This window comes from Leptospira kobayashii (assembly GCF_003114835.2).
GTDB lineage: Bacteria > Spirochaetota > Leptospiria > Leptospirales > Leptospiraceae > Leptospira_A > Leptospira_A kobayashii.
In genome coordinates this window covers 3,696,122-3,713,111 of sequence record NZ_AP025028.1, presented here as the reverse complement: position 1 = coordinate 3,713,111, position 16,990 = coordinate 3,696,122, and the positions used below count along the sequence as shown (strand labels likewise).

At 41.3% G+C, this 16,990-nt stretch carries 13 protein-coding genes; 7 read left to right on the top strand and 6 right to left on the bottom strand.

What is annotated here, in order from left to right; all coding sequences use genetic code 11:
- The first annotated feature begins 73 nt into the window (after window positions 1-73).
- The gene (locus tag DI077_RS16925) at window positions 74-961 is read left to right on the top strand and encodes an ATP-binding response regulator (RefSeq protein WP_109021457.1); all 888 of its coding nucleotides are present in this window, start codon (window positions 74-76) and stop codon (window positions 959-961) included.
- Here DI077_RS16925 and DI077_RS16920 read toward each other — a convergent pair.
- A complete protein-coding gene (locus tag DI077_RS16920; protein WP_135354918.1) occupies window positions 958-2,397 on the bottom strand; it encodes a hypothetical protein in 1,440 nt (479 codons plus the stop codon). The genes DI077_RS16925 and DI077_RS16920 overlap by 4 nt on opposite strands.
- Here DI077_RS16920 and DI077_RS16915 point away from each other — a divergent pair.
- The gene (locus DI077_RS16915; RefSeq protein ID WP_242935258.1) at window positions 2,357-2,977 is read left to right on the top strand and encodes a hypothetical protein; all 621 of its coding nucleotides are present in this window, start codon (window positions 2,357-2,359) and stop codon (window positions 2,975-2,977) included. The two genes, DI077_RS16920 and DI077_RS16915, sit on opposite strands and share 41 nt — an antisense overlap.
- A 271-nt stretch (window positions 2,978-3,248) precedes the next feature.
- On the opposite strand, the gene DI077_RS16910 is transcribed toward DI077_RS16915, so the two are convergent.
- Both DI077_RS16910 and DI077_RS16905 read right to left on the bottom strand, forming a co-directional pair.
- Window positions 3,249-4,529, bottom strand: coding sequence for an oligosaccharide flippase family protein (locus tag DI077_RS16910; RefSeq protein WP_109021454.1), 1,281 nt, complete (start codon window positions 4,527-4,529; stop codon window positions 3,249-3,251).
- Window positions 4,530-4,531: 2 nt separating this feature from the next.
- Window positions 4,532-5,524 (bottom strand): phosphatase PAP2 family protein, encoded by a 993-nt coding sequence (locus DI077_RS16905; RefSeq protein ID WP_174705652.1) that lies wholly within the window; start codon window positions 5,522-5,524, stop codon window positions 4,532-4,534.
- A 71-nt stretch (window positions 5,525-5,595) separates the two neighbouring features.
- Here DI077_RS16905 and DI077_RS16900 point away from each other — a divergent pair, with 71 nt between their 5' ends.
- The 4 genes from DI077_RS16900 to DI077_RS16885 all read left to right on the top strand — a co-directional run bounded on the left by DI077_RS16900 (window position 5,596) and on the right by DI077_RS16885 (window position 13,207).
- On the top strand, window positions 5,596-6,417 hold the full coding sequence (locus DI077_RS16900) for a lysophospholipid acyltransferase family protein (RefSeq protein ID WP_174705661.1): 822 nt from the start codon (window positions 5,596-5,598) through the stop codon (window positions 6,415-6,417).
- Window positions 6,418-6,515: 98 nt separating this feature from the next.
- Complete coding sequence (locus tag DI077_RS16895; RefSeq protein WP_167837225.1) at window positions 6,516-9,884, top strand: methylmalonyl-CoA mutase family protein; 3,369 nt, start codon at window positions 6,516-6,518, stop codon at window positions 9,882-9,884.
- 15 nt (window positions 9,885-9,899) lie between these two features.
- Window positions 9,900-11,600: a hypothetical protein gene (locus tag DI077_RS16890; RefSeq protein WP_109021450.1), complete on the top strand. Its 1,701-nt coding sequence runs from the start codon at window positions 9,900-9,902 to the stop codon at window positions 11,598-11,600.
- A gap of 158 nt (window positions 11,601-11,758) precedes the next feature.
- The gene (locus DI077_RS16885; protein WP_109021449.1) at window positions 11,759-13,207 is read left to right on the top strand and encodes an OmpP1/FadL family transporter; all 1,449 of its coding nucleotides are present in this window, start codon (window positions 11,759-11,761) and stop codon (window positions 13,205-13,207) included.
- A gap of 37 nt (window positions 13,208-13,244) precedes the next feature.
- Here the strand turns inward: DI077_RS16885 and DI077_RS16880 are convergent, their stop codons facing one another.
- The 3 genes from DI077_RS16880 to DI077_RS16870 are packed head-to-tail and all read right to left on the bottom strand — an operon-like array spanning window position 13,245 to window position 16,356.
- Window positions 13,245-14,186: an MBL fold metallo-hydrolase gene (locus tag DI077_RS16880; RefSeq protein WP_109021448.1), complete on the bottom strand. Its 942-nt coding sequence runs from the start codon at window positions 14,184-14,186 to the stop codon at window positions 13,245-13,247.
- Window positions 14,187-14,223: 37 nt separating this feature from the next.
- Window positions 14,224-15,696, bottom strand: a complete 1,473-nt coding sequence (locus tag DI077_RS16875) for a transglutaminase domain-containing protein (protein ID WP_109021447.1) — start codon at window positions 15,694-15,696, stop codon at window positions 14,224-14,226.
- Window positions 15,697-15,717: 21 nt separating this feature from the next.
- Window positions 15,718-16,356, bottom strand: coding sequence for a hypothetical protein (locus DI077_RS16870; protein WP_109021446.1), 639 nt, complete (start codon window positions 16,354-16,356; stop codon window positions 15,718-15,720).
- 203 nt (window positions 16,357-16,559) lie between these two features.
- Between DI077_RS16870 and DI077_RS16865 the strand changes: the two genes are divergently transcribed.
- The gene (locus tag DI077_RS16865) at window positions 16,560-16,967 is read left to right on the top strand and encodes a MarR family winged helix-turn-helix transcriptional regulator (protein ID WP_109021445.1); all 408 of its coding nucleotides are present in this window, start codon (window positions 16,560-16,562) and stop codon (window positions 16,965-16,967) included.
- Window positions 16,968-16,990: the final 23 nt, after the last annotated feature.

Sequence of the window (16,990 nt, the reverse complement as noted above, 5' to 3'; positions counted from 1 at the left end):
CGGATCACATAAAAATAATTTTTGCATAATTACAAAAATGGGCATCCAATAGAGAGCCAGTTAAGAACCGAAAATGAAGATCCTTTTTGTAGATGACGAAGAAAACATTCGAGATCTTTTTTCCGAATATTTTAAAAGCGATTATGAAGTGTGGCTTGCTTCCAACGGGGAAGAGGCACTCAATATAGCGCTAGGTTCCCATTTTGATTTAATCATTTCCGATATCAGCTTGCCGAAGTTAAACGGTATTCAGTTTATAGAAAAGTTAAGAGCAAAGGAAATCTATACCCCATTTGTGGTAATCACAGGGGACAGTGATATTCAAATTGCGATCGATGTATTTCGTTTGGGTGCTGTTGATTTTTTTCTCAAACCTTTCAAGATGGAGTCCCTTCGTCTTCGAATCAAAAAATTTGAAAATGCGGATTTAGATACGATCGCTCTCTACAAATCGGGAGACGCCATGTTCAATGAAGGGGAATACAAAATTTCCCTTTTGCCTAAAATTAAAAATATAAACAAATATGTGGCACTTCTTGTGCAACAAGTAGTTGCCAATCCCAACATTCAGGAAGACGATTTGCTTTCCTTGAAAGTCGTTTTTTACGAGCTACTTTCCAATGCCATCGAACACGGAGCAGCCGGTATTACCTATAAGGAAAAACAGACTTTTCTGGAATCGGGAAAGGATTATTTTCAATTTGTGGAAGAACGTTGTGCCAATTGCAATTATGGAAAATTGATAACCGTTTCTACAAAGGTGACGGAAAAAGGAGTGACTGTCACGATTGAAGACCAAGGAGACGGGTTTGTTTTAGCTGAAGTGCCTGATCCGATCCAAAATCCGGGAGCCAATTTACTGAGTGGTCGGGGAATCTTTTTGACTAAGATGAATATTGATGAGATCCATTATAACGAAAAAGGAAATATAGTTCGGGTTTTCAAAGGATGGACTTATTAAAATTGAAAACCGGAAGATAGGTAGATTCTAAAAAATTCCCTGTTGTTTTCTCCGTTTTGTTCCACCTTTGCATAAGCCACCGAAGCGGATATAAATCCGTTGACCCATTGTTCCAAGTGTGACGTTGTTTTTAGAATGATTTCCGTTCCCTTTCCCATCTCGGAATAAGACCGATTGATGAAAATGTCTCCTCGTAAGAAAGAATAAAATTGATAACCTGATTGGATTCCTATCATTCGGATGCCCTTGTTTTCGAATCCCGGTGTTTTTTTATCCAGAATATCGTAAAACACCCGATCGTTGGTAAGAGACACCGACTCATAAAGTAAAAAAGAAGAATACCCGCCCATAACTCTCGGTTCAGCAAGAGGTGCCGCATAACCGTTGCTTTCCGAATCTGATCTTTCCTTTTTATCCTTTTTTGTATAAAGTCCCGACAAAGACAGTAGGATATTTTGGAGTTCTCCATGCACGGATGCATAAGCCAAAATGGAATTGGTCGATTGTTTCGATTCTTCCCAGGGATAGGATTTGAATTTCCTATTTCCTGTTAGGCGAATGACCGATAAATCTACGGAAGTGTTTTCCCAGAAATTTTTAGACCGAAATTCAAAGCCGGTATAAAGAAAAGCACCGAATGTGGAATTGGGTGTGAGCTGATTGTCCGAGGTTACCAGTTTCGGTTCCTTGTATACATAACCGAAGAATTGCAAATTTTCCCAAAATAACAAGTCATTGGATCGAATTGCTCCTCCCCAAATTTCTTTTCTTTGATAATTCCATGCTTTCGGGTTAAAAGATTCTTCCTCAGGTTTCATTCTAAGGGAGATTAAGGATAGGGAAATGATTTCATTTTTCGCCAGTTGGATTTGGCCGTAATTTGCCATTCCATTGAATAAAAATCCGAATCCATCCAATCTTTGCCAGCCTCTTCCTCCTTCCAAGTTGACCCGAACATTTTGTACGGTTGTTCCCATTGAAACGATGCCTTCCGCGTCCCAAACCGAATTCCTTTTTTCTTCGATGAGTTTGGATTCTGATGCGATCACCCTTGGTGCCAAGGTCATCGACAGGAAGCTGCTTCCTGATTGATAATAAAACCCGAATTGAGGATTGCCTGTGACGGCACCTATGTATTTGCCGGCTTCGTCTTTGTTTTCTCCTCCTTTTTGAGAACGAAAAACCCCGGCTCCGAAAATCTTATGATAAAAACCAAAACCTTCTTCCCGCTCCGGCTTTGATTCTTCGAGCCGGGTAATGGATCTGACTTTGACCCGCCCCCAGTCGGTTTGCGCTTTATAATCGTCCCATAGGTAACCGGAATAGGATTCGGAAAGTAGTTCCGTAGAAAAAGAAAATAGAAGAAGTAAACTTGCGCCGATGATTATAGGGAAAGTGAAACGAATCTTAAAATACAAATACTGGGGACTTTTCATTTTTCCTTTTCTACTGGTTTTCTTAGCAGGTAGAGAGGCGAATACTCGTTTTTCAAGAGATCTGAGTCACTTTTTTCCCAAAGAAAGCTTAAGTAAAAAAGAAAGGGTTCTTTATTTTTTAACGGAAGAAGAAAAAAATTCAAACTTGAGTCTTCGGGAGAAAAAAGAATTCACTCATGCGGTGGTTCGCTCGGGACAAAGGCTACAATTGCCGGACGGAACTAAGTTAGGCGGCCATATTCCTGACAGCGATCTTTTTCTATATGTTTGGGCAAAGACCAGATCAGATCTTCGTTCCGACTCCAAACCGGGATATGGAATCCTGGGCCTGCCTGAATTTCAAGTGGCAAACTTGGAGAAAAAGGCGGGAGCTAAAATCGATCGCGTTTTCGATGTTTTCAATTTCAATCTTCAATTTAAAATAGCATTGGTTCTTTACAAAGAATACCTATCTGCTGGATTATCCGCCAAAGACGCCTATTTAAAGTTATACGGTTTAAATAAAAGTTCCAATGAATGGGAAAGATTGGAAAAAATTTATACGGAACTACACGAAAAAGTCATTCCCGAAAATTTGTGACCATTGCCCGCGCTAGCGATCGAAGCGGAAAGCGCGGTCGTGCTGTGGTAGGTACCACAGATTAAGTCCCATCCGAAGCGCCCACCTGGCAAAAAGGCGAACTTATTTTCATAAAAAAATCAAAATCGAAAATTTCACTTTATCAAAGTAAGGTGGCGTGGTAGAAGGAACGCATTGGGTGGCGGGTGGTTAACCCCACCCAATGTCGATAGGGCGGGGATAGTATACTTATATTTCATTGGCGAGCTGCTTTCGCTTTTGCCGTAAATGTCTATCGTCTAAAATATGCCAAAAAATAACCTACGAGAATCAACCAAGATACGATCTGTCCTAAAAAAAGTGAGACCGCTGCGCCATTTGCTCCCCAATCTGGAATGATCCAAAAATCGAACAAAGCTCCGAATACTAATCTAAGTAAGGCGAGCCCCGCAAGCATGCGAGGTTGGCCCAACGCGAAAAGCGCCATTCCCAAAGGGGCAAATACCAATTGTAATAGGAAGTTAGGGTATAAAATTTTAAAAACTGAGATCGAATTGGAATACTTAGCACCAAATAACAATGTCAAGATGGGCTCGGCCAAAAATATTCCGGGCAATAAACAAATGGCAATCAGTCCTCCCAGTGCAACTGCCTTCTTTAAAAAATCGGCGAATTCGGCCGTATCTGCGAGCCTGGATAATTTCGGGTAAATGATGGAATTGAAAGTGGCGAGGATAATGATAAATCCGCTAAACAACTGCAACGCGGTTCCGTAATCAGCTACGATATCGGAAGGATGAAATTGGTTGAGAAAAAATACTTCCAGACGATCGGAAAGAATCGCCAAGATGGATGCTGCAAACGCCCAAAGATTGAAGAGCATCAATTTTCTTTCTTTTTCTTTCACTTCTTCTTTGGGGGCGGACCAAGAGAGGTGCCCTTCTTTTCTGAAAAAGAAAAAAAACAGAAACAACACAAACAAAGGAGATACCGCAAATATAGTGAGTATATCCAGATAAGTCAAAGGATGAATGGAGGTTTCTGCCAAATAATAAAGTACGCTCAGCCTTACCAAGTTGGGAAGTGGATTCCAAAGAGAGAGAGAGCTGTACTTTCGATAGGATACGAATAGGCTTTCGAAATAAGAGATAAAGGATACGATCAGACCACCAAACAAAAGTATTATGAGCACGAAATAGTTTTCATTTGTGACGGCAAAGGCAAAGAGGCTCAATAGTGCAAGTGCCAGGAAGGAATAAAATTTGATACGAAGAGAAGCTCGTAAAACCGCACCGGGATTTTCTTTTTTTTCCACCAAAGGAGAAATGTATTTAATCAAAGCTGTAGGAAGACCGAATTCAGCGATGGCAAGGACTACCGGCAATAAGCTTAAGTAATATTGAAATTTGCCATTTTCCGTTTTGCTTAGCAAATTGACCGAATAGATCATAAATACTAAATTTGCTACGGAAGAAAGTGCTTTCGAAGCGCTGACAAAGAAAGAGTTTTTTAAAACTCCTTCCCGTCTCAGTTCCGATTTTAGCAGTAAGAATAGATTTTTGAATTTTTTCATTCTTACTTGGAGAAAAGAAAACGTCCTTGGGAGATTTTTTGCAAAAGAACCGGAAATCCCAAAACCAAAGCGAAACTCACTAAAAAATAACGCAGATATTTCAAAAACAAATCATCCTTCCAGATTGTATTTTTAATGGCAAGCGATGGTAAAATATAAAATACAATTAAGAACAAAAAAAGAACAGCTAACCGGACAAATATGGATTGGTAATCCGACTTTCCGTCCTTTTTAGGGAACCCCCAATCAAAGTTTTCCTCTTCGGAAAATCTGGGATAAAAAAGCAAACCCATCCAAAACCCCGCAAGAGCTCCCGACGCGGTAACTGCTCCCGCCAAACTATGGTAATGTTCACTGGAATGGTAACGGGAATCCAGCAGAAGCAAAGAAATTGTAATTACGATTCCGAGAAGTCCCAAAGTTCTGTATTTTTCCGTTTTGAAAAAATAATGAGGAAGGGATTTTTTATCCAAAGCCCTTAATATCAGTATAATTAAAAACAAATGGGTCAATCCCATCAGAAAACCGAAAGTAACATCTCCTAAAAAATGAACTTTCAGATACATTCTGCTAAAAGGAGTGAGTATTATGACTGCTAATGCTAAAATCCTAAATCCCAGATTTTTAATTCGATAAGCTAACAGTCCCCATACGACAACCGCACAATACGCATGCCCCGATGGAAAACCGAATGCTTTTTCATCAAATGCTTCCGGGTAAGGATACGGCCGCGGGCTTTCGAAATAAAATTTGGCAAGGCCGATGACGATCCCGGAAGTCAATAATGCGAAGGAAAGCTCCAGGGAACGTTTGGGGCTGAAAAATACAAAGGTAGTGGAAATCAGCCCGAGAAAGAAAACCGTTCCCCCCAAAAAATGACAAATGACGGAGAGGAAATGGAAGATCGTACCTAGACTTGGGTCCAAGCTATGGAGTGAATCGAGTGGTGCCTGGGAAAACCAGATCGCTTGGTTGGAAAAAAAGGAATCATTCATAGGATTTTCCATCTAGAATGAAAATCCAACTTGATTTCATAAAGTTTTATTTTGTAATGATCGGTGTTTCTATGGAATCCACCGAAAAAGAAAACGATATTTTAGAGAGTCTGTTCGTAATTCCCCGCGAAGTCCCAAAAACCATTTTAAGAAATCTTTTGGAACTGATTTACGATGTGAAAGTCACCGGTTCTCACTTCATCCCGGAAACCGGGGGTGCCCTTTTCGTATCCAATCACACGGATTATCTGGACATTCCCGTTCAGGGCGCTTATGCCGAAAGAAAGATCGTTTATTTAGGCAAATACGAACTTTACCATCCTCAAGACGAGATTTTAAAGTATCTCAATCATAAGAATTCCCCGTTTTCCTATCCCCCCCTTAGTTTTACCAAACCATTGGTGGAAGCAACTTTGCAATCTCTCGGCGGGATCATTAAAGCCAATTTAATCAATTGGGGAAGTATGCCCATCATCCGAGATGCTGCGGGAGAATCCACAACCATGGACAAACGTGCTGCTATGCAGTACTATGAAAAATTGGAAAATTACATGGTGGATTTGATGAAAGAGGGAGAAATCCTTTCCATCTATCCCGAAGGTACCCGTTCGGAAACCGGAGAGATCGGTGCTTTCAAAGCAATGGCGGCAAAAATTGCCATTCGTGCCAATGTTCCCATCATTCCTTCCGGGATCAGTGGTGCGACCAATATGTCCAAACCGGAAGCATTCTTATCCGGAAAAGCCTTCAAAACCAAAATCCGTTACAATATCGGAAAACCGATTTTGCCTTCCGAGTTTCCACAAGGCCCGGAAAAGAAAGCGGCAAAGGAACTGACGGAGATTTTGGAACAAAGGGTTCGTTCTTTGATCGCCAATCCCGAATCCGATTAAAGAATCCTAACAAGAATAGTTCCAAAACTATGGCAGAGAAGGTTCAATTTAACATTGAATCTTCTCAATTCCTATGAGAACCTTGTATTTGTATGACAATGGAACTATCCCCTTATTCCCCAAAAAATAAAATACGTTTTGTGACGGCGGCATCCCTGTTTGACGGGCACGATGCTTCCATCAATATCATGCGAAGGATATTGCAACAAAGCGGGGTGGAAGTCATTCATTTGGGACACAACCGAAGTGTTCAGGAAATTGTGGAATGTGCCATCCAGGAAGATGTGCAAGGAATCGCAATTACCAGCTACCAAGGCGGGCATGTTGAATTTTTCCAATACATGATCGATCTTCTGAAACAGAACGGAGCTTCTCATATACAAGTGTTTGGTGGTGGGGGAGGAACGATTCTTCCTTCCGAGATCGATCTATTGCACAAATACGGAGTTACACATATCTATTCTCCCGACGAAGGACGCAATTTGGGTTTGCAAGGGATGATCAATGACGTTGTGAAGCGCTCCGATTTTCCAACTCCATTATCATTTAACGGGGATTTGCAGTCGCAAGTACTGAATAAAAATCCTTTGGCTCTTGCCCAAGCCATCACTCAGATGGAATTCGCATTATTACAGGACTCTCCTTCACTTTCTCTCAAATTGGATTTTCCAAAATCTGAGAAACAAATCCCCGTTTTGGGTATCACAGGAACCGGAGGAGCGGGTAAATCTTCTTTGACGGATGAACTCGTTCGCCGCTTTCTCACCGACTTTCCGGAAAAAACCATTGCGATATTATCCGTTGATCCTTCCAAAAGAAAAACGGGAGGGGCACTTTTAGGAGACCGAATTCGGATGAATTCCATCTTCAACAAACGGGTGTATATGCGATCTTTTGCCACTCGCGAAGCGAATATTGCGCTCAACAGAAGTGTAAAAGGTGCCATCCAGATTTTAAAATCCGCAGGTTACGATTTGATCGTTGTGGAGACTGCGGGGATCGGCCAAAGTGATTCGGAAATCACCGAGGTATCCGATGTATCATTGTATGTAATGACACCCGAGTATGGAGCGGCAACACAATTGGAAAAGATCGATATGATCGACTTTGCCGACCTGATTGCGATCAACAAGTTTGACAAAAGAGGCGCATTGGATGCGTTACGCGATGTTAAAAAACAATACCAACGTTCCAAACAGGCATTTACACAATCCATTGATGAGATGCCTGTTTACGGCACAATTGCATCCCAATTTCAGGATGCGGGAACAGATGAACTTTATTGCAACTTGATCGATTATATCATTTCCAAAAACAAATTGAATTGGATTTCTCAGTTCCGGGACAATCATTCATCTAATGAATATTCGGTGGTCCTTCCTCCCGACCGGGTTCGTTATCTTTCGGAGATCAAAGAAGAAATTGGTCGCAATGATGCTTTTGTGGAAAAGGAATCTTCCCTCGCCAGGCAGGCCTTTCAATTGAAAGGAACCATCGATCATTTTCAAAAGAAAGGAAAGGATGTTTCCGAATTGAATGCGGAATTTCAATCCGTTTGGAATTCGATGTTTGCCGAAACCAGAATCCATATTGAAAATTGGCAGGAACGACTCGCTAGTTTTCGTGCGGAGAATTATAGTTATTTTGTAAGGGGAAAAGAGATCAAGGTGGCAAACTTTACCGAATCTCTCAGCCATCTTAAAATTCCTAAGATCGCCACACCGAAATTTGTCGATTGGGGAGAGATCGTTCGTTGGTCTTATCAGGAAAATTTCCCCGGCTTTTTTCCTTATACGGCAGGAGTTTATCCTTATAAAAGAGCGGGAGAAGATCCTACCCGAATGTTTGCAGGAGAAGGAGGACCGGAAAGAACCAATCAAAGATTCCATTATCTCAGTTCCGGAACTCCCGCCAAACGTCTGTCAACTGCTTTTGATTCCGTGACTTTGTACGGAGAAGACCCGGATCTTCGTCCCGATATTTACGGAAAAATCGGAAACTCCGGAGTGAACATCGCTACGTTGGATGATGCCAAAAAACTCTACTCTGGTTTTGATTTATGCGATCCGTCCACTTCCGTTTCCATGACGATCAACGGGCCCGCCCCCATGTTGCTTGCTTTCTTCCTAAATGCGGCGATCGACCAGTCTTGTGAAAAGCACATTCGCAAAGAAGGTTTACTCGAACAAACGGAGAAAAAAATCGCAGAGATTTACAAATCGAAGGGAATCACCAAACCTACGTTTACTGGCAATCTTCCGGAAGGAAACGATGGATTGGGACTTTTACTTTTGGGTGTGACGGGAGATCAGGTTCTTCCCAAAGACACATATGAAAAAATCAAAAAGGATGCTCAGTCCCAAGTGCGTGGAACGGTTCAGGCGGATATTCTAAAGGAAGATCAGGCACAGAATACATGTATTTTTTCCACTGAATTTGCGCTGAAAATGATGGGAGATATCCAGGATTATTTCATCAAAGAAAATGTTCGGAATTTTTATTCCGTTTCCATCAGCGGTTATCATATAGCAGAGGCAGGTGCCAACCCGATCACTCAAGTGGCTTTCACTCTTGCCAACGGATTTACCTATGTGGAATATTATCTGAGTCGGGGAATGAACATTGATGATTTTGCTCCGAACTTGTCTTTTTTCTTTTCCAATGGAATCGATCCGGAATATTCCGTGATCGGTCGTGTGGCACGTAGGATCTGGGCAAAAGCAATGCGTTATAAATACAACGCAAACGAAAGATCCCAAATGTTGAAATATCATATTCAAACATCGGGAAGATCCCTTCACTCCCAAGAAATCGATTTCAACGATATTAGGACCACATTGCAGGCGTTATATGCCATTTATGATAATTGCAATTCTCTTCATACGAATGCTTATGATGAAGCGATCACGACTCCTACGGAGGATTCCGTCCGCCGGGCCGTAGCGATTCAGCTTATCATCAATCGTGAGTTAGGTCTTGCCAAAAATGAAAATCCTTTACAAGGTTCCTTTATCATCGACGAACTTACCGATCTTGTGGAAGCCGCGATCTTGGAAGAATTCCATCGTATCACGGAAAGAGGCGGGGTTCTAGGTGCCATGGAAAGAATGTATCAAAGGAATAAAATTCAGGAAGAATCCTTGCATTATGAAACTTTAAAACACACCGGAGAATATCCTATCATCGGGGTGAATACTTTTCTAAGTAAAAACGGTTCTCCCACGGTGATTCCCGGCGAAGTGATCCGTTCCACGGATGAGGAAAAGAAAAAACAAATCTCCAATCTGGAATTCTTTCATAAAAGAAATGAAAAAGATTCGGCGGGCGCCATCCATACTTTGAAAAAAACATCCAAAGAGAAGGGAAATGTTTTCGGCGAACTACTCGAGACTGTGAAAGTTGCCTCTCTTGGACAGATATCCCAAGCACTCTACGAAGTGGGCGGGCAATATCGCAGAAATATGTAAGATCTGAGGAAAAAAATGATTTCTTGGGAATTTATCAAAAAACATAAACTAGGGATACCTTTACTTTGGGATCTGGTCATGGTTTTCGTCGTTTTAGGAAACTTGGGACTGATCTTGTTTGATCTTACATATCTCTGGCTTCGTCCTTTTTACTTTAAGAATTTCCCTACCGTCCTTAAAATTTATGACAAGCCGATTTTGGGAATAGAACCTCATCGCGTAACAGAAGCATATACGGGATTTGTGGATGATTTGGTTTATTTGACCAAACTCCGAGATTCCGAATTTCGTGAGAACCAACGAAAACAAACCAGGGAAGAAATCCATACCGTATTACAAAAGTTAAAAGGCTCTGTCTCCAGCGAGAAATTCGACGTATTGTATGCAAATTTCGAAGCGGGGTTACTCATTGAAGATGTGGAAGTCCGTCGTGCAAAGTTGGAACCGGTTTTAGTTCAACTCATCGATTTTTTCAGTGTTTTGGAAGAGACGGATGATATCAATTCTCTCATTGATTTGTCGGAAAAGTATTTCTTTATCAATCGTTTGAGTCAAGCGGGCAAAGAAGGCCAGGAGCTGGAAAAGATTCTGGTTTCCATGGATAAGAAAATGTTAGAGATCGTTGAGACGAATCCGTTCGCCATGTCCGGCCAAACGGAAAATTTTATCTCCATACAGGACATCATCAAAGCGGAATATCAAACTCATAAAACAAAAGCGAGAGATATCAAGATCCGACAAGACTTGGACTTGGTTTTGAGCCGAGATAGGATTCCTTCTACCGTAGTTGCATTTGCATGGTTTTGGAGGGATACGGATCGAGCTTTGGAAGATAAGGTCGCTTTTTTCAATAATCATCTTCGGACCTACTTTCAATTGAATTACTATCGCGCAATCGGTTCCGATGGAAAGCCGGTGAATCATTATTTATTGTTAGATGCTCCGTTTCTTGCCTTTTTCTTATTTGAATTCGGAATTAGTTGGTTGCTTGCGATTCGTAAAAAAACATACATTGCCTGGTTTTTGTATCCGATCTATCATTGGTATGACGTACTCGGTCTCATTCCTTTGGTTGAGTTCCGGTTCTTCCGATTGGTTCGTGTGTATAAAATTTATCTGATGTTGCAAACCAATCAGTTTACCAGAATCTTGGGAAATGATTTGATCAGTAAAACTTTACGTTATTATAGCAATATCATCAAAGAAGAAATTTCGGATCTTGTTACGATTCAAATTTTGACAGAGACGCAAAACGAGGTTAAGTCGGGCAATTCTTTGGATCAGTTTGTAAATGCGATTGATCAAAACAGAGAAGAGCTTAAAAAAGTGGTTCTTAATAATATCGCAAAGTCCGCACAAAATGAAAACCTGAGAGATCTGATTCAAAATCTTGTCGTCGAGATTTCGGATAATGTGTCCAATCATTTGAAACCGATTTCTTTTCTGCCTAAAGATATGCAGGCGAATGTTGCGAAACAATTGAGCTTATCCATCTACCAAGCTGTATCGAAAGCAACTGTGGCGATGGCGCAGGATCCTACCGGCAGAAAGTCCGTGGAGAACTTAATTGATTACCTGATTGATGAGATGATTTTATTCGCACAGGATCCGGATATGATCAAACTCAATACCAATATCACAGTGGCGCTGATCGAAAATATGAAGAAATCAATCGGTGAGAAAAAATGGCTGAAGGCGGATATCAGCTCAAGTTAGTTTTTCCGGGGCAATGGATGATTGCGAGATTTGCAAGTTTTCTGCTCTATTTTTGAAGAGATTGCCCAAAACTAGTAGTTTTACTATAAAAAGATCAGGGAAAGTACTAAACTGATTTGAAGTTTTTCCCCAGCCTGGAAGAGTCGTGAAAGCCGGTCATGTTTACGAAGCCCAGGAAGAAAAAGTCATTTGAAAGCAGAAGGTATTTTTCTCTTTTCCTGTTTTCTCTTTTTGCAATTTTCTTTTTTATTTCCGAGCCCAATTTTGCGATCACAGGTTCCGGTCGGAGCTCCATTAACGCCCGTTATGAGGGATTGGGTGGACTCAACACTGCATTGGGGGGTTCTCCCATCGACGTCTCTCTGAATCCGGCGAACCTATATCTGACCAAGGGCAGAAAAATAGAATTCGGGGGAACGGGTACTTTTACCCAAGCGATTGTGAAAGACCGGTTTTTGGATAAAAACCCGGAACTGATTTATGGAAACAGCCAGGAAAGACAAGGTATCGGAGTGGCTCCTTATTTTGCCGCCAAACTCCCGATAACTGATAAAATCGATTACGGTTTTGCATTTTATGTTGTGGGAGGAGGTCCCGGGGGAACCGATCGAATCGATAGAAACACTCCCACAGGACAATCCGTCAACCAATGGGCAAAGATAAATCTACCTTCTCCTTTGGGAGATAGCCCCAGGATCAAAGAAACTACTATTAACGATTCTTTATTGATTAAAGTCGCAAACGGAGCTTCCGTTCAATTCGGTAAACTTTCCTTAGGCGCTACTATGGAAATCAATTACGGAAGGCAATCCAGGACGCAAAAATACTTCGATGCGAGCGGTAGGATCGAAATTCCCGGACAAGGGTATCAATATGAAAGCAAAAAGCAGGTATTGGCACTCGGCGGAATTTTCGGATTGAATTATAGTTTTACGGATTGGTTTAGGATGGGGTATTCTTATCAATCAAAGGTTAAACTTCCATTAGACGGACATTATTCCATAGGAGTGAATGATCCCCAGTTTTACGAGCATGCGGGCGTTTCCTTTGCCTATAGTTTGCCTGAAAAACATTCCTTAGGTTTTGCTTATTCCTCTGAATCCGTTAAGTTCGGGGTCGATTTCACATATGTGAATTATAAATCCTATTTGAAGTCTGTGAAACAATCTTTGGAACACCCTTGGTTTGTCAGCCCTTTCGGAAACTCTGCCAACGTGAATGCCAGTTTGAATTATCAAAACCAAGCAGGTGTTACACTGGGATTGGAACATCAACTTACCCAAGAATGGATTTATCGTTTGGGGTATTGTTATAATACTCCTATCACTTCCTCTGCAGGTGCCAATGGAGCTGCAGGAATTATTTTTTCCTTATCTCATACTGTCTCTGCAGGATTTTCCTATAGAACCGGCCCATGGAGTTTTGATCTGGGAGCCTCTTATAGCCCTCCCGGAAAAAACATAGAAGGGGCCAGAAGTTCGGATTGGGCCCTTCTTCACGGATACAAAGGAGATAAGGATTTCAATTTCGGCGGATATTCTTTTCAGACCAAAGCGCTGGCAGTCGTAGGATTGACTTTCGGCATCACACGTTCATTTGATCTATAGAAAACAGAGACGATTTTGATATGACAACTAACTATGATTAATTTTTTTTCGTAGTCCCTGCAAAAGATTGATGACCGCAATGGACTTCGATCCCCGGATATTGGGAAGCAACCTTCTTTAAAAAGTCAAGGCTTTCCTTATTCTTTTGTTTGTCTTCGCTGTATTGTCCCGGGGTAACATTGTTGTCCCAACCCCAATTTGTATGACTGGAGTCTCCCGTAAGCAAATGGATTCCCGATGTACTTTTTACTAGGAACGCCAGACTACCGCTTGTGTGGCCGGGAACATGGATCACTAAAAATGATTTATCTCCGAAAAAATCAAGAATTCTAAGAGAAGGATTTTTATTCTCTTCGGGAAAATTGAGTTCGTATAACTTCGGTTTGTCTCCGAGTAAAGTATCTGTCATTCCTTGTACAAATGCATTTAAGAAATAAGTATGAGTGGTTTCTTGCGGACCGGCAAGGATCGGTGTTCCTTCGGGAAGATCTGAAATTCCTAAAATATGATCCAAATGGCTATGTGTTAGTAAAACGGCTTCGATCCGGTTGGGATGCTCGTTTAACCATTCTTTGGTGGTTTGTCTGACTTTTAAGTGAGGGAAGTTCATTTCGCTTGCGACAATGCCTGTGATCGGCCATTCTTTGGGGTCTTTTCGAAATGATTGTGATAAACCGGAATCCACTAAGTAAGTTCCGAATTTAGGATGAGTTATTGTATAAAAATAAATCTGGATAGGTTCTTTTCCTTTTTTCAAACCTGCCTCTACTGCCTTAGGATCATCTATATCGATCAAACCGTCTCTATCTCCGATCCAATCCGCCACTGTAATTTTTTGGAATAGAATAGGACCTGTTTTTTCGATACCTGCCTGATCCAAACCGATGGATGTTCCTTTGGAAAACAAAGAGGCTTTGTGGGATGTTACTGTGCAGGAAAACAGTAAGAAGAGAGTGGTTGAAACGAAGATGTATTTCATAAAATGATTTTTAGGGAATGCAATCGAATTTGCAAATCTATTTCATTGGAGGAGGCCCCCCTGATTGGGGAGTTTTGACATATTCGGGTTTTTGAATATTGGGATTTGATTGCAAGGATCGGGATGCAATCTGGTTTTGATTTTTCACATTCACCGTATAAGAAAGTGTATCTCTACCGCTTCCATTCCAGAAAAACCAAACCGTATCTATTTCCCAAATTCCATCTTCTGCAAGAACGGCTGCATCCTGTTTCGGGTTCCCCGCCGTAAAAGCTATATAAGACGGGTTGATCACTCCGTACAATTGGTCCGATTGCGGATCATGAGGAAACCATTGGTCTTTCGATGCATCATAAATTTCTAAAATCGAATGGGGTAGGGCAGGAGGAGGATCATTCCAAGGCCCGAGTCCGTACACTCCCCGGACGGGAATCTTAAGAGCGCGTAACATTCCTATGGCGATATATGTAAAATATCCGCAGTCGCCCGTTCCTTGATCGAGCCATTCTTTTATGCTACTCCCTTCCACTCTTTCCCCGTACTTATAATTTTTTCTAAGATACTGAAGAGCGAGTTCCGCTTTTTCTCCCGTCGTTCTTCCACTGGCGGTGATCTCTTCCACTTTCTTTAGAAATTCAGGATCCTCCAAAGAAAACAATCCGTCTCTATTTTCGCTCGCCCAAATATAATTAGGATCTTCGGGGCTTGCCGGCCTTAGTTTCGCGGGGCGGAAAGTCATCGCCTTTAAATTCTGTTCCAATTTTAATTGAAGTCTGATTTCTTCCGGCCAATCGGTTCCGGCGGGTTTTTCCAATTCCAGGAATTGATTGCCGCGTGAAGACTTTCTTTTTGAGGAAAGAGCCTGGTCCGTAGAATCAATATTAGCCGATATTAGTTTTTGATAAGGTCTGTCCAAAGGAATGGTAATTCGGATTTTATCGGCTTCGGTGAGTCTCCAAGCTGATAAGAGTTTTGTGATCTGTATTTTCCAATCGATTTCAATGGTTCTGGGTGAGAGTTGGTTTTTTACCCAGGAACCTTCCGGAGCAAATTGTAAAGCTTTGTTCGTATCTCCTTTGGTCCAATAGAGCCAGGAAAGATTTTCCCCGAACCAAGAAGAAGGAGTTTTGTTTGCGGATTTGAGTGCGGCTTGTGCTTTGGTGTTTCTTGTAATTGCCTGATCTATCTTTCCCAATTGTTCCAGGCAAATGATGGTTTCCTTGTAGGGAAGTTCATCTCCTTCCGAATTCAAATCCCAGGATTGTTCCAAATAAACAACGGCTTCTTCCGGTTTCTTCAGATAGTTTTTGAGCGTATAACCGATCATAAATGGACGAGACCAGATATTCGGTTCGGATTGGTAGGCTTTTCGGAAATATGTTAACGCAGATTCCGGTTGATTCCGATTGTATAGCAAGTCGATTCCTTGATTGTACATATCCTGCGCGGACTGGGCATAAACAAAGGAATGGAATAAAAATAAAATGGGGATGTATAGCTTTGTTTTCATGCAAGGTTTCCTGGTATGAATTTATTTCGTAATGAATAGAGAGGGGTCTATTTCTTTTAACTTATTTTGAGGAATACCCGTGTATGCTTCCATGATTTCTTTTTGGTTTCGTTTGATGATCTCGAGATCGTGATTATTTGTAAGAGGACGGACGATATTCATGGAAATGTCAGCATATTTTTTGTTATGCGACCAATCGTCTGTGATTTTTTGTTTTGTCTTTCTCAGTTCTATTTTGACTTCTTCCGGAACGGAAGGATCGGCAAGTGTGTCTTCTATTTGTTTCAAGCCGTCGTCTTTCATATTCTGAAATTTTTCAATCCCCAATTCACCTTGGGAAACATTCCACGCCCAAGCGACTTTTGCATTTACTTTTACAAACTCGGCATAATCTTTAAATCCAGCATCTTTGATAACGGATTCGATTTGATGGAATAGTTCCAGTCCCGTGGCTTCGTTTTCTCCTTTTTCCGCCAATTGTTTGGGAATATCCGGTCCTAGCTTATGAAGTGCTTTTACCGCCTTTACATATTTTTGAATCAATTCATCAGTGAGTTCGATTCCGGAAACATTGTTTCGATACATTTCATAAAGTTTATCGCATTGAAAAAGAAAAAGGGATGAAGTGAAAATGATAACGGAAAGAAAAAGCGGTTTCATATGATTCCCTCGGAAATGAAAATCGGAACGTCCGTAGATTGGAAAGAGTTTCGATTTTAGTTCAAGACAAAAATTTATTTCCAAACTCGGTATTTTGGCGCTCCGAGGAAGATTCGAATTCCAAAATCACAATCAATTCTTTTTTGACAACGCATGGGTGTTGTATTGTTATGTGAATCAAAGTGAAGATTGATTGGAAGAACATGGAATCGGTGGTTTTGCTCATTCGTGCAGGCCGCATTGCCGCAGCACATTTGGAAAAAGAAATCACTCCGCTTATGATTTCCGTTCCGCAATTGAGTATTTTACTAAGTCTTTCCGAATGGGGTGAGATGACGGCTTCCCAGCTGTGCGAGTTGACTATGCGTGATAAGGCGAATATCAGCAGCTTGACCAAAAAGTTGGAACAGGAAGGTTTCATTCACGTACGTAAAAATTCGGAAGATGCCCGCAGCTCTTTATTGAGTTTGACCGCAAAAGGTAGAAAGACTGCGGAAAGTGGCTTCAAAGCGGAAAAAAAAATATCTTCTAAACTTGAAAAACTATCCCAACAAACAAAATTTCCCCGCGAATATCTTTCCGAGATCGCGGAAAAAATAAACAAACTTTAAATTTTTCTTGCTCTAAAAACGGA